This window comes from Rhizobium sp. BK377 (assembly GCF_014193935.1).
Taxonomy (GTDB): Bacteria; Pseudomonadota; Alphaproteobacteria; order Rhizobiales; family Rhizobiaceae; genus Rhizobium.
In genome coordinates, this window is record NZ_JACIAC010000008.1 from 83,206 (window position 1) to 95,172 (window position 11,967).

Annotated in this window: 10 protein-coding genes and 1 riboswitch; of the genes, 4 read left to right on the forward strand and 6 right to left on the reverse strand. The window is 60.2% G+C overall.

The genetic code is table 11. The features are described 5' to 3' along the window. The first annotated feature begins 2 nt into the window (after positions 1-2). A complete protein-coding gene (locus FHT92_RS25755; protein ID WP_183830699.1) occupies positions 3-836 on the forward strand; it encodes a TolB family protein in 834 nt (277 codons plus the stop codon). A 681-nt stretch (positions 837-1,517) separates the two neighbouring features. On the opposite strand, the gene FHT92_RS25760 is transcribed toward FHT92_RS25755, so the two are convergent. The 4 genes from FHT92_RS25760 to FHT92_RS29700 all read right to left on the reverse strand — a co-directional run bounded on the left by FHT92_RS25760 (position 1,518) and on the right by FHT92_RS29700 (position 5,549). Next, complete coding sequence (locus FHT92_RS25760) at positions 1,518-2,585, reverse strand: 3-deoxy-7-phosphoheptulonate synthase (RefSeq protein ID WP_183830701.1); 1,068 nt, start codon at positions 2,583-2,585, stop codon at positions 1,518-1,520. Between the two features lie 301 nt (positions 2,586-2,886). After that, entirely contained in the window at positions 2,887-3,468 is a 582-nt protein-coding gene (locus FHT92_RS25765) for a hypothetical protein (RefSeq protein ID WP_183830703.1), read from the reverse strand. 56 nt (positions 3,469-3,524) lie between these two features. Then, positions 3,525-5,402, reverse strand: a complete 1,878-nt coding sequence (locus FHT92_RS25770) for a methyl-accepting chemotaxis protein (RefSeq protein WP_183830705.1) — start codon at positions 5,400-5,402, stop codon at positions 3,525-3,527. Between the two features lie 24 nt (positions 5,403-5,426). Beyond that, on the reverse strand, positions 5,427-5,549 hold the full coding sequence (locus FHT92_RS29700; protein WP_281413046.1) for a hypothetical protein: 123 nt from the start codon (positions 5,547-5,549) through the stop codon (positions 5,427-5,429). A 127-nt stretch (positions 5,550-5,676) separates the two neighbouring features. Continuing rightward, positions 5,677-5,867: riboswitch (cobalamin riboswitch) on the forward strand. Positions 5,868-5,908: 41 nt separating this feature from the next. On the opposite strand from FHT92_RS29700, the gene bluB reads away from it, so the two are divergent. Then, positions 5,909-6,595 (forward strand): 5,6-dimethylbenzimidazole synthase, encoded by a 687-nt coding sequence (gene bluB, locus FHT92_RS25780; protein ID WP_183830716.1) that lies wholly within the window; start codon positions 5,909-5,911, stop codon positions 6,593-6,595. A gap of 4 nt (positions 6,596-6,599) precedes the next feature. Here the strand turns inward: bluB and FHT92_RS25785 are convergent, their stop codons facing one another. Continuing rightward, positions 6,600-7,670: a DUF2865 domain-containing protein gene (locus tag FHT92_RS25785; RefSeq protein WP_183830717.1), complete on the reverse strand. Its 1,071-nt coding sequence runs from the start codon at positions 7,668-7,670 to the stop codon at positions 6,600-6,602. Positions 7,671-7,866: 196 nt separating this feature from the next. Here FHT92_RS25785 and FHT92_RS25790 point away from each other — a divergent pair, with 196 nt between their 5' ends. Next, on the forward strand, positions 7,867-8,397 hold the full coding sequence (locus tag FHT92_RS25790; RefSeq protein ID WP_183830719.1) for a ribonuclease H: 531 nt from the start codon (positions 7,867-7,869) through the stop codon (positions 8,395-8,397). Positions 8,398-8,431: 34 nt separating this feature from the next. On the opposite strand, the gene FHT92_RS25795 is transcribed toward FHT92_RS25790, so the two are convergent. Next, a complete protein-coding gene (locus FHT92_RS25795) occupies positions 8,432-10,744 on the reverse strand; it encodes an NADP-dependent malic enzyme (protein ID WP_183830721.1) in 2,313 nt (770 codons plus the stop codon). 293 nt (positions 10,745-11,037) lie between these two features. On the opposite strand from FHT92_RS25795, the gene FHT92_RS25800 reads away from it, so the two are divergent. Further along, complete coding sequence (locus tag FHT92_RS25800) at positions 11,038-11,850, forward strand: UDP-2,3-diacylglucosamine diphosphatase (RefSeq protein WP_183747586.1); 813 nt, start codon at positions 11,038-11,040, stop codon at positions 11,848-11,850. Positions 11,851-11,967 lie beyond the last annotated feature (117 nt).

Here is an 11,967-nt window from a genome sequence, read left to right on the forward strand (position 1 = left end):
AGATGCGCAGTTCTGTCGAAATCTACAACGTCAGGAGAGGCGAAAGCCGCGTTGTTTGGCAGACGGAGGCACTGGTGGAGGCGCCAAACTTTTCCCGCGACGGAGCCTATCTGCTGATCAATGGCGACGGGTTGCTCTATCGCCTGCGGCTCGACGGCAGCGATCTTGTCGAGCGGGTCGATACCGGCTTTGCGGTCCGCTGTAACAACGACCACGGCATTTCGCCCGATGGCGAGGAGATCGTCATTTCCGACAAGACCGAGTTCGGCAAGTCGGCGATCTACATCCTGCCGATCGAGGGCGGCAAGCCGCGACTGATCACCAAGAACCTGCCGTCCTACTGGCATGGGTGGTCGCCTGACGGGCGCGAGCTTGCCTATTGCGGCATCCGCAACGACGTCTTCGACATCTATACGATCTCGGTCGATGGCGGCGAGGAGAAGCGGCTGACGCATGGCGAGGGCCGCAATGACGGGCCGGACTGGTCAGCGGACGGGCAGTGGATCTATTTCAATTCGAGCCGTACCGGGCTGATGCAGATCTGGCGTATCCATCCCGACGGCACCGGTCTTGAGCAGGTGACATCGGACAATTACGGCAACTGGTTCGCCCATCCGTCACCCAACAACGACAAGGTGCTGATCCTCTCCTACGACCCTGATGTCTTCGATCATCCGCGGGATCTCAATGTTCGCCTGCGCATGATGGACATGGATGGCGGTAACCTGACGGAACTGTTCGAACTCTTCGGCGGGCAGGGCACGATCAACGTGCCGAACTGGTCGCCCGAAGGCGACGAATTCGCCTATGTGCGGTATTTTCCAGTGAAGGCTTGAGGGCGGCGCAGCACCATTTGATGATGGGGAGGTGGGCAGTCACTGATTAGCGGGAGCTGTTTCCGCCGGACACAATGTTTCAGAAGCGCGGTGCACAGTAACTCTTGAGTGCCCTCCGATGCTTTGTAGTTGCACGGAAACAGACTCACCCCCGGAAGGGGGGAATTTTGAATCGATACTTGAAACTGTGGTCGGTCCCGACTGAAATGCCACTACGGTCGTTTCCGGTCGACCATACTTGGATGTGAAAGAATAGAACACGATCGAGGCGAACTCATCAACGCCTCCATCTCGTGTTTTCGTCACCGCGGCGATTTGGTTGTTATTGCAAACGACAAGCCCAACCTCTGCGCCATCAACATACCATTGACCGGGAAAGGCAGGTGAAAGCACTCTCACCTTCCAACCCCGCTCGCTTGAGATACGACGGACCTCATCTAGCGAACTACCTAGCTTAAAAACACTTGGGCTATCAACTGCGTCAGCATTGGCGAGCGAGGCATTGAATCCTAAAGCTGACGCTATACAGCAGGCAAAAAGCAAGCGAGCAGGAGCGGCAATCAAGTTTTCTGTCCTTAAAATATTCAATCATAAGGCGTTACGATTGCATCGCCATCGCCGACTCCACAAGCCGTTTTGTGAATTGGCGGCGGGGTTTGCCCGCCGCGATTGATGCAACGACTAGGCAGCTACAGCAGCCTTGCGGCGGTCGCGGACGGCTTTCGCCAAATCCTCGAGCACTTCGACCGACATATCCCAGCCGATGCAGCCATCGGTGATCGACTGGCCGTAGACCAGCGGTTTGCCGGGGACGAGATCCTGGCGGCCGGCGACGAGGTTGCTCTCGATCATCATGCCCTTGATGTGGTGGTTGCCGGCGACGATCTGGCCGGCGACGTCGCGGACGACCTTCGGCTGGTTCATCGGATCCTTGCTGCTGTTGGCGTGGCTGGCATCGATGAGGATGCGCGGGTCGACGCCGAGTTTGACTGCTTCTGCGATGACAGCCTGAACGTCGGCAGCCTCGTAGTTCGGGCGCTTGCCGCCGCGCAGGATGATGTGGCAGTCCTCGTTGCCGCGGGTGGAGGCGATCGCTGCCTGACCTTCCTTGGTGACAGCGGGGAAATGGTGCGGCTGGGAAGCGGCCATGATCGCGTCGAGCGCGACACGCGCGCCGCCATCCGTGCCGTTCTTGAAGCCGATCGGGCAGGAGAGACCCGAGGCGAGCTGACGGTGGATCTGGCTTTCGGTCGTGCGCGCGCCGATGGCGCCGTAGCTGACGAGATCGGCGATGTATTGCGGCGTGATCGTATCGAGGAATTCGCAGCCGGCCGGCAGGCCCATGGCGTTGATGTCGAGCAGCAGGCGGCGCGCGATGCGCAGACCTTCCTCGATGCGGTAGGTGCCGTCGAGATGCGGGTCGTTCATCAACCCCTTCCAGCCGACGGTGGTGCGGGGCTTCTCGAAATAGACGCGCATGACGATTTCGAGATCGCCGGAGAGGCGTCGTCGCTGCTCGACGAGACGGGACGCATATTCGCGGGCGGCCGCCGGATCATGGATGGAGCAGGGGCCGATGATGACCAGCTGGCGGTCATCCTGACCGGTCAGGATATTGTGGATCGTGTCGCGCGTGCTGGTCACGGTCTGCGTAACCGCGGCGGTGCGTGGGATTTCCTTGATAATATCGGCAGGCTTGGTCAGCGGGGTGATCTCGACGATGCGCAGATCATCAATGGTGTCAGTCACGGTATGCTCTCCTGTTTGGTCATACCGTGCGGAACAAAAAAGCCGCCAGGTAGACTAGCGGCTGTTCGGGTTGTCGTCGCGTTAGTTTCGGTTACGCACAGACCCGCATCCGCTGGAAGCAGCGGTACGAATAAAATCGCGGTGCGTAAACGGACGAAATCGACATGGCGCCTATCTAACTATGCCAATGCGAATTGTCACGCAGAATTTGCTGCTGTTGAGCAGGTGTGTTTGAGGTCCTGTTACGCATATCGCCCGAACCGCTTGCGTCCGGGCGATATGAATTTGCAGACGCAGGAAATTAAAGCGCGTCGACGTTTACGCCGACGGTGATGGCGCCGATCGGCGTTCCCTTGTCGTCGGAGATGGTGACGCTTGCCTGCGACTGCAGCGCCTGCGTGGATTCGTCCTTTTCGATCTCATCGACGAAAACGGCATCTTTCCCGGCGCCGAAGGATTTCTGGAACTTGGCCTCGTCGCCCTGCCAGTAGTCGGAGGTAGCGTCGCTTTGGCCGACATTCAGTCCCTTCGCGTCCATGACGAAGATCTCTGCGATCTTGCCATCGGATGCAGCCTTCTTTTCCTGGAGGAATTTGGACAATGCATTGCCAAGCACGCCGTCAATCATCGTGTGGTCGGAGCCATCGACCTCGGCACGCCACTTCTTGTCGAGGGCGTCGATGTCGGCTGCCCCCAAGCTCGCGTTCGCGGCATTTTGCGCCTTGATGGCTTCGATGACTGCGGGGTCATTAAGCCAAGGCTTTACGTCGCTCGTCACATAGTCGGCGATCGGCGCAAGCTTGGCATCCTGCGCCATGGATACGCCCATGGGGACGGCAAATGCGGCGCAGGCCATAAGATATGCGGTCACGACTTTCTTCATAACTGTTCCTTCCTGGTTATTGGCTGATGGGATGAGCGTATCGAACGACGATGGGGTCAGAATTCCTCCCAGGCACCGGGAGAAGCGGCAACCGCGGCACTTCCTACATGCCGTTTCCCGGAAACTCTCGGCTCCGGGCGAGGTTGACGAGGGACCGGCTGAACGGGTGCATACAGGCTGGCGGCAGCCGCGCTGACAGTGAACCTGCCGGCCGAGTCCTGCAGAAGGCGTCCCTGGGTGAGCAATTCCTGGCAGGCGGCGTTCGTTTCCTCGACCATTGCCGCATTCTGTTGCGTGGCCTGGTCCATCTGGTTGATCGCACCATTGATTTCCTGCAGGCCCGTCGCCTGTTCGCGGTAGGACTGAACGATGGAAGCGATGCTGTCGCTGATGCGGTTGATCTGCTCCTCGATTTTCAGGAGAGCATCCCCGGTCTCGTTCACCAGCCCGACGCCTGCTGCAACTTCCTGGCCAGACACGGTGATCAGGTTCTTGATTTCCTTTGCCGCGTTTGCCGAGCGCTGTGCGAGCTCACGCACTTCCTGCGCGACGACCGCAAAACCCTTGCCGGCTTCGCCGGCGCGCGCCGCCTCGACGCCGGCATTCAGCGCCAGCAGATTGGTCTGGAACGCGATCTCGTCGATGACGCCGATAATGCGGCCGATCTGGCTCGACGAGGTCTGAATCCGGTCCATGGCTCCGATGGCATCACGTACCACGGTCGCCGAGACATGAGCGCTCCGCTTCGTTTCCTCGACCTGTTTTCCGGCAGTTTCGGCCCGCTGCGACGACGTTCTGACCGTCGTCGTTACCTCATCCAGAGCGGCGGCGGTCTGTTCCAGCGCTGCTGCCTGTTGCTCGGTCCGCTTGGCGAGCTGATCCGCTGAAGAGGCCAGTTCGCTCGATCCGCTTTCAACAGCCACGGAGGCGGTCTTGATCTCCGTCAGCGCGGCAGCGACTGCCTGGACCATATTGTTGAAATCCTGCCGCAGTTTATCGAATTCGGGGCCGAGATCGGCGAGATTTATCGAGAAATCGCCCGCGGCGAGCTTTTCCAGCGCATTGGCAAGAGCGGTCATGACAAGTCGCTGCGTTTTGCTGGCTTCTTCCGTCAACAATGCGTTGCGAGCCCGTTCGGAATCAAGCGAAGCACTCTGCTCGGCAGCGGCTTGCTCTCTTTCGACCTTTGCAATCGCCTCGTTACGGAAAACTTCCAATGCGCGGGCCAGAAAGCCGATTTCATCGCCGTTTTCCCGATAGGTGACGGGAGAGGCGAGATCGCCTTTCTGCAAGGCGCTGATTCGCTCGCTGAGAATCCTGATCGGCCGGCCAACGAGACTGCGCATGGCGAGAAGAAATGCGACAATGGCAATAGCGGTGATCAGGGACTGCGTCAGCACCGAAATGAAGACCTTCTGCCTGACTTCGGACGCGATCTTCTCGACGGACCAGTTCGTGACGACGTAGCCGGTGGCCTTGCCCGACTTATCGAGTGGTAGCGGTGCTGTGATCGTCACGACGCCGGCGGATATTTCGCTGTCGTCAATCGTCGTTTTTTCCGGCTTCGCGCTCAGGCGCTTTGCAAGATCTGCCGATGCAGGCAGACCATTGACGCCGTCGCGTGTCCACCTATCGACGGCGGTGAGTTCCGCATTGAATGCTGAGAATTGAACAAGGTCGAGCGAGGGATCGTCGCGGTAGAGAGAATAGGCATCTCGAACGGCATTCGCCTTGCCCCACTTCACGCCGCCTGCGGCCAGAGATGCAAACTGCTCCGCGTCCTTGGACCAGTTGGCCTTGGCGCCATCGATCAATGCTCGGGTTTCATATAACCAGGTGTACGTCGCAAAGGCTGATATGCCGCAGAGATTGACGGCAACGATAATCGCCGCCAGCTTCGCTGTCAGAGGCATCGTCTTCAAAAATTGGAACATCCCGCGGGGGCCTCGAAATGCGGCTCAGTCGGACACGTTCTCGACCGGCGTATCAATACGGGCATCGACGCTGGCGGCCGCATCATGAACGCTCATGCCCATGTCCTCACTGCAACCCAGAACGCGCAGATGCAGTGTGTATTTCATGTGTGAATAAATTATAAAGTAGAATGGGATACCGGTGCCCACCGCTGAATTGAACCCCATACGGGCGCTTCGGGAGCCGGTATCTCGAATAGGCGTCGCGTGCCGCTTGCCGCCACGCCGTTTCCACGCCATAGATCGCCGGTCAGGTGCCCGCCGTTACAAGCGGGAGAATCGGGAATCCGGTGCAAAGCCGGAACGTGCCCAACGCTGTAAGGCCGACGCTTGCCGCTCATCACGCCACTGGCCGCGAGGCCGGGAAGGCTGCGGTCAGGCGAAAGACGCCAAGTCAGAAGACCGGCCTGACGAGATAGACCCAACCCGCGCGGACGGCGGGCGGTTGCGTTGTTGGGGATTTGACGATGCGACCCATTGATGATGCCGTTTGCACGGCATCCAGCTTTTCTGCGGCCGAACGCGAGGCCGTTTATCACGCGATCATGACGCGGCGCGATGTGCGCAGCCAGTTCCTGCCCGATTCCTTGCCGGACGACCTCGTCATGCGATTGCTGACAGCGGCCCATCACGCGCCTTCGGTCGGTTTCATGCAGCCGTGGAATTTCATTCTGGTGAAGAGTGGCGAGGTGAGGGCGCGTGTGCGCGACGCCTTCGCCAAGGCCAATGAGGAAGCCGCGCAAATGTTTACGCGCGAGCGGCAGGAAAAATACCGGTCGCTGAAACTCGAAGGGATCGTCGAAGCGCCGCTTGGCATCTGCGTGACCTGCGACCCCTCGCGCAGCGGCAGCGTGGTGCTGGGCCGCACGCATAATCCGCGCATGGACAGCTATTCCACCGTCTGCGCCGTCCAAAACCTGTGGCTCGCGGCACGGGCCGAAGGCGTCGGCATCGGCTGGGTCAGCATATTTCGCGAAGGCGATCTGAAGGAGATCCTTGGCATTCCCGACCATATCGAGGTGGTTGCCTGGCTCTGCGCGGGGTTCGTCGACCGGCTCTATGACGAGCCGGAACTGGCGGTCAAAGGCTGGCGGCATCGGATGCCGCTGGACGAACTCATCTTCCATGACGGCTGGGGCCAGATAAAGACCTGAGCCATTATTGCTGCTGCGGCTGAGGGCCTGATGTTGCCGGATTGGCGAGATCGATCTTGCCCTGATCACCCGCCAGGAATTGCGGGCCGACCTGGCGCACCTTGTTGCCGGCCGGATCATAGGGACGATCCGGCACCTGCGCCTGCGGGGCACTTGCGGCTTTCGGGGCTTCGGTGCGGATCGTGGTGATCGAACCCTTCGGCTCGGGCACCGGCGCAGAGGCCGTCTGGCTCTTGCGCATTTCCTCGTAATAGGCGCTGAGATTGCAGGAGCAGGCGGATTTTTCGCCGGGCGCGCGGGTCTTGTAGGCGAAGGCGTTCTTCATTGCGCCATAGGGGGCGCCCGTCGCCGTCGAAATCATGTTTGCGGCTTCGGTGCTGGAAATGTCGCGATAAAAGAGTTCCGTCTCCACGCCAGGGCACATCTTGGCACAGGTTGCGGCATCGCGGCCGAAATCAACCGAGGTGGCATTGTTGCTGATCGGGAAGAATCCGCCGTCGCAGGTGCGCACACAGATCGTGCTGACCGGCGAGAGCATTTCTGCCCGCGGCAGGCCGTAGCGTTCACCGCCGCCGAGCGGGATGAACGTGTCGCCACGCATAGCTTGCTCATCGATCGAAGGAGCCGGCGCATAGGCGTCACCCTGCACAGGTTCACTGAAGCTGTCGCTGTTGCAGCCATTGTCTTCGAGCGCGGCCATCAGCTCCTCGCGGGCCGGATCGGCACCACCCTGGCGCAACGCGTTGCGGCGATCCTGCAGGTAGCGGACATTGTCTACCATCTTCGCTTCGGACTGCGCGAGCTCCTCGCAGAATCCGGCGTTCTCGCCGCCGACGACGATCACGCTGCCCGACGTGCAACCATAGCGGCGCAGATCGCCGCGCACCTTGCGCAGTTCGAGATTCTGCTCGGCAAGCGCGCCTGCGTACTGGCGCATCTCCGCTCCATTGCTGCCGATCGATTGCGGCAGGTCGGCAAGGCGGCCACGCAGATCCTCGCAGATCGCATTGGTCTGCGCCTCCGCCGGGACCGCGAAAGCCAGAAAAAGGAGGAGAGACAGGTTTCGGCGCTTCACGACGTCGTCCCGGAATGAGAAAAGTATCTGTCGGTCGATTGCGGCTTCATCCACCGCGCTTTGTCCTAACCTATTTCCCTTAATAAGCTCAGAGTAATTCCTAGCGCATTTTTGCGATCTTATCTAGCAAGACAGATGTTCCGCCTCCGCCTCACCCGCAATCGCGCGGGAGATCGTTGATAGCTAAATAGATGATATGACAAAAATTTCAGACCGCACCCACTTCTCCGGAAGGACACCGGATATCCCGGAAACCCGCGGCCTTCACGTTTTCGTGGATGGCTGTTTCGAGCCGCGATCCGGGCAGGGCGGGTGGGCCTTCGTCGCCTACCGCGACGGTGTGGAAATCGCGTCCGGCTTCGGCAGCCTGGAGGACACCGCCAATAATGCGATGGAACTGACTGCCGTGATCGAGGCTGCAATCTGGATCAGCCGCACGGCACCGGGCGTAGCAGCAGTCATCTGGTCCGATTCCGTCTACGCCGTCGAAGGCTGCAACCGCTGGCGACCTATCTGGAAGAACAATGGCTGGAGGAAGAGCAACCCGAACGGCAAGGCCAGAAACCGGGCGATATCAGATGCGGAACTCTGGAAAGCCGTTGATGGCGAGCTGTCCAAGAATCCCCTGATATATATTGCCTGGTGCAAGGGCCATTCCGGCATCGAAGGCAACGAACGGGCGGATGAGCTGTCGGATCAGAGACGCCGAGCAATACGGCGCCGCTGATATTCCAGAGCCAACGGTCTCGTTTCGCAGACGGTTACGCCGGCTGCGATGCCTCGACGACAGCAAGCGCTGCCATGTTGACGACGCCGCGCGAGGTCACGGACGGCGCCAGGATATGGGCGGGCATCGCGGTGCCGAGCAGGATCGGGCCGACATGCAGGCCGTCGGTCATCGACTTGACGACGCCGAGCGTGATATTGGCGGCATCGAGGTTCGGGAAGACCAGCAGGTTGGCTTCGTCATGCAGCGTGGTGTGTGGCATGACACGGCGGCGCAGCTCATCGGAGATCGCGCTTTCGCCGTGCATTTCGCCGTCGACTTCGAGATCGGGAGCCGCTTCGCGCACCAGCTGCAGCGCATTGCGCATCTTGGTGGCGCTTTCGGATTCGCGCGAGCCGAAGTTCGAATGCGAGACGAGGGCCGCGCGCGGGGTGATGCCGAAACGCTTGATTTCCTCAGCTGCCAGAACCGTCGCCTCGGCGATTTCCTCAGCCGTTGGGTTGAAGGTGACGTAAGTGTCGGTGAAGAAGGTCGCGCCGCGTTGCGAGATCAACAGGCTGAGTGCCGAGAAATCGCGCACGTTCGGGCGCTTGCCGATGATCTGGCGCACATCGCGCAAGTGCTTCTCGTAACGGCCTTCAAGACCGCAGATCAGTGCGTCGGCCTCGCCGCGCTTGAGTGCCAGCGCACCGATGACGGTCGCGTTGGTGCGCACGATGGTGCGGGCCGCTTCCGGAATGACGCCGCGGCGGCCGACGAGCTGCAGATAGAGATCGACATATTCGCGAAAGCGCGGATCGTCTTCGGGGTTGATGACATCGAAATCCTGTAACGGGCGGATGCGCAGGCCGTAGCGCTTCAGGCGCGTTTCGATGACCTGCGGACGGCCGATGATGATCGGCTCGGCAATGCCTTCTTCGAGCAGCACCTGGGCGGCACGCAGCACGCGCTCGTCTTCGCCTTCGGAGAAGATCACGCGCTTGCGCTCGGCCACCTTTGCGGCCGTGAAGATCGGCTTCATGACGAAGCCCGAGCGGAAAACGAAGCGGTTCAACTGGTCGAGATAGGCATCGAAATCGGTAATCGGCCGGCGCGCGACACCGCTTTCGGCAGCGGCCCTGGCGACAGCCGGTGCGATGCGCAGGATGAGGCGCGGATCGAAGGGCGAGGGAATGAGATAGTCGGGGCCGAAGACCGGGGTTTCGCCGGAATAGGCGCGGGCGGCAACGTCGGACGGCTCCTCACGGGCAAGGGCCGCGATGGCACGCACGGCCGCCATCTTCATTTCCTCGTTGATCGTCTCGGCGCCACAGTCCAGCGCACCCCTGAAAATATAGGGGAAGCAGAGGACGTTGTTGACCTGGTTCGGGAAGTCGGAACGACCGGTGCAGATCATCGCATCCGGGCGGGCGGCGCGAGCCAAATCCGGCATGATCTCGGGCGTGGGGTTGGCGAGAGCCATGATCAGCGGCTTCTCAGCCATCTGCGCCAGCAATTCCGGTTTCAGCACACCGGCGGCTGAAAGACCGAGGAAGACGTCGGCGCCGCCGATATTGTCGGCGAGGGTGCGCGTGTCGCTCTTTTGCGCGTAGACGGCCTTCCACTCGTCCATCAGCTCGACGCGGCCTTCATAGACGAGGCCTTCGAGGTCGTGGACCCAGATGTTTTCGCGCTTGGCGCCGAGCGTCACCAGCAGATTGAGACAGGCAAGGGCTGCCGCACCGGCGCCGGAGGCGACGATCTTGACCTCGTCGATCTTCTTGCCGGCGAGTTCGAGACCGTTGAGGATGGCGGCGGCGACGATAATCGCGGTGCCATGCTGGTCATCGTGGAAGACCGGGATCTTCATCTTTTCGCGCAGCTGCTTCTCGACGCGGAAGCATTCCGGCGCCTTTATGTCCTCGAGGTTGATGCCGCCGAAAGTCGGCTCGAGCGAGGCGACGGTGGAAACCATCTGCTCGACATCATCGGCATCCACTTCGATATCGAAGACGTCGATACCGGCGAATTTCTTGAAGAGGACAGCCTTGCCTTCCATGACCGGCTTGGAGGCAAGCGGACCGATATTGCCGAGGCCGAGTACGGCGGTGCCGTTGGAGATCACGGCAACGAGATTGGCGCGCGACGTATAGTCTGCGGCCTGTTCCGGATTGTCACGGATCGCGAGACAGGGGGCGGCAACACCGGGTGAATAGGCAAGCGCCAGATCGCGCTGGTTGCCCAGCGGCTTTGTCGCCTGGATTTCCAGCTTGCCGGGGCGCGGATAGCGGTGGAAGAAAAGCGCCTGTTCGTCGAGGCTTCCGCCTGCCGAATTCTTTTCCGTTTTGGATTTTTCCTGGTGATCCATCGCCGCCTCCAGCGTTGTTCGAAGTCTTTTGGAGACTTCTCCATACATCAATCGACCGGTCGGAACAGTACGGAAATGGCTGCGGCGGAACTTTTTGACCTGCTGGCGACAGCGATCTGACGGAAGGCCTTCCCTGCTCAGATTGCAGCATTCAGACCGGGAAGGCTCTAACCGGTGGATTGAGCGGCTTTGCAGGCCTTTCCTGCGGTTTGTCATCTTCCTGATACACGAGTCTGATTTTGGAAGACCACACGAAGAACGATGGGACACGAGCGGAAAGGCTTGTGATAGACATGATGGAACCTCGGCGCTTCCGCACTCTCTTCATTTCCGATGTGCATCTCGGCTCGAAGGCCGCCAAGGCGGATTTCCTGCTGGATTTCCTGAGATATCACGAAGCCGACACGATCTACCTCGTCGGCGATATCGTCGACGGCTGGCGCCTGAAGCGCAGCTGGTATTGGCCGCAGGTCTGCAACGACGTGGTCCAAAAACTCTTGCGCAAGGCGCGCAAGGGTACGCGGGTGGTCTATATCCCCGGCAATCACGACGAGTTCCTGCGCGCATTCCCAGGCACGCATTTCGGCGGCATCGAAGTCGTCGACCGCATCATCCACGACGGCGCAGACGGTAAGAAATATCTGATCCTACATGGCGACGAATTCGACGTCGTCGTGCGCAACGCCCGGCTGCTCGCCTATCTCGGCGACTGGGCCTATGACACAGCGATCCGCATCAATATCGTTCTCGCTGCCGTGCGCCGCCACCTCGGCATGCCTTACTGGTCGTTTTCGGCCTGGGCCAAGCTGCAGGTCAAACACGCTGTCAATTTCATCGGCGAGTTCCAGCGCGTGGTAGCAGAAGAAGCCCGCAAGAGCGGCGCCGACGGCGTCATCTGCGGCCATATTCATCACGCCGTGATCGAGGATATGGATGGCATCCGCTACATCAACACCGGCGACTGGGTCGAAAGCTGCACAGCGATCGCCGAACATGAAGACGGCACGTTCGAACTCATCACCTGGCGCGCGCTGACCAGCAACGTGCCGGCACTGACATCAGTCGAATTGCTTGAAGAGGGCAACCTCACCCCACAGGCTGCCTGAATAATGCGCGCCTACCGCATCGGCGACTTCCGCCGGTGCACCAGGAATTTAGCCGTTGCCGCTTGGCGACAGGCCCAATTTATTTTTTAAATCGTTTCGAACTATTTCCGAAACGTT

What these genes read in the sequence shown, in the direction of transcription:
- FHT92_RS25770 (WP_183830705.1), bottom strand. Translation starts at nt 5,402, where the DNA reads ATGTTCCAATTTTTGAAGACGATGCCTCTGACAGCGAAGCTGGCGGCG.
- FHT92_RS25790 (WP_183830719.1), top strand. Translation starts at nt 7,867, where the DNA reads ATGACAAAAATTTCAGACCGCACCCACTTCTCCGGAAGGACACCGGAT.
- FHT92_RS25800 (WP_183747586.1), top strand. Translation starts at nt 11,038, where the DNA reads ATGATGGAACCTCGGCGCTTCCGCACTCTCTTCATTTCCGATGTGCAT.
- FHT92_RS25795 (WP_183830721.1), bottom strand. Translation starts at nt 10,744, where the DNA reads ATGGATCACCAGGAAAAATCCAAAACGGAAAAGAATTCGGCAGGCGGA.
- FHT92_RS25765 (WP_183830703.1), bottom strand. Translation starts at nt 3,468, where the DNA reads ATGAAGAAAGTCGTGACCGCATATCTTATGGCCTGCGCCGCATTTGCC.
- FHT92_RS25755 (WP_183830699.1), top strand. Translation starts at nt 3, where the DNA reads ATGCGCAGTTCTGTCGAAATCTACAACGTCAGGAGAGGCGAAAGCCGC.
- FHT92_RS29700 (WP_281413046.1), bottom strand. Translation starts at nt 5,549, where the DNA reads ATGAAATACACACTGCATCTGCGCGTTCTGGGTTGCAGTGAGGACATG.
- bluB (WP_183830716.1), top strand. Translation starts at nt 5,909, where the DNA reads ATGCGACCCATTGATGATGCCGTTTGCACGGCATCCAGCTTTTCTGCG.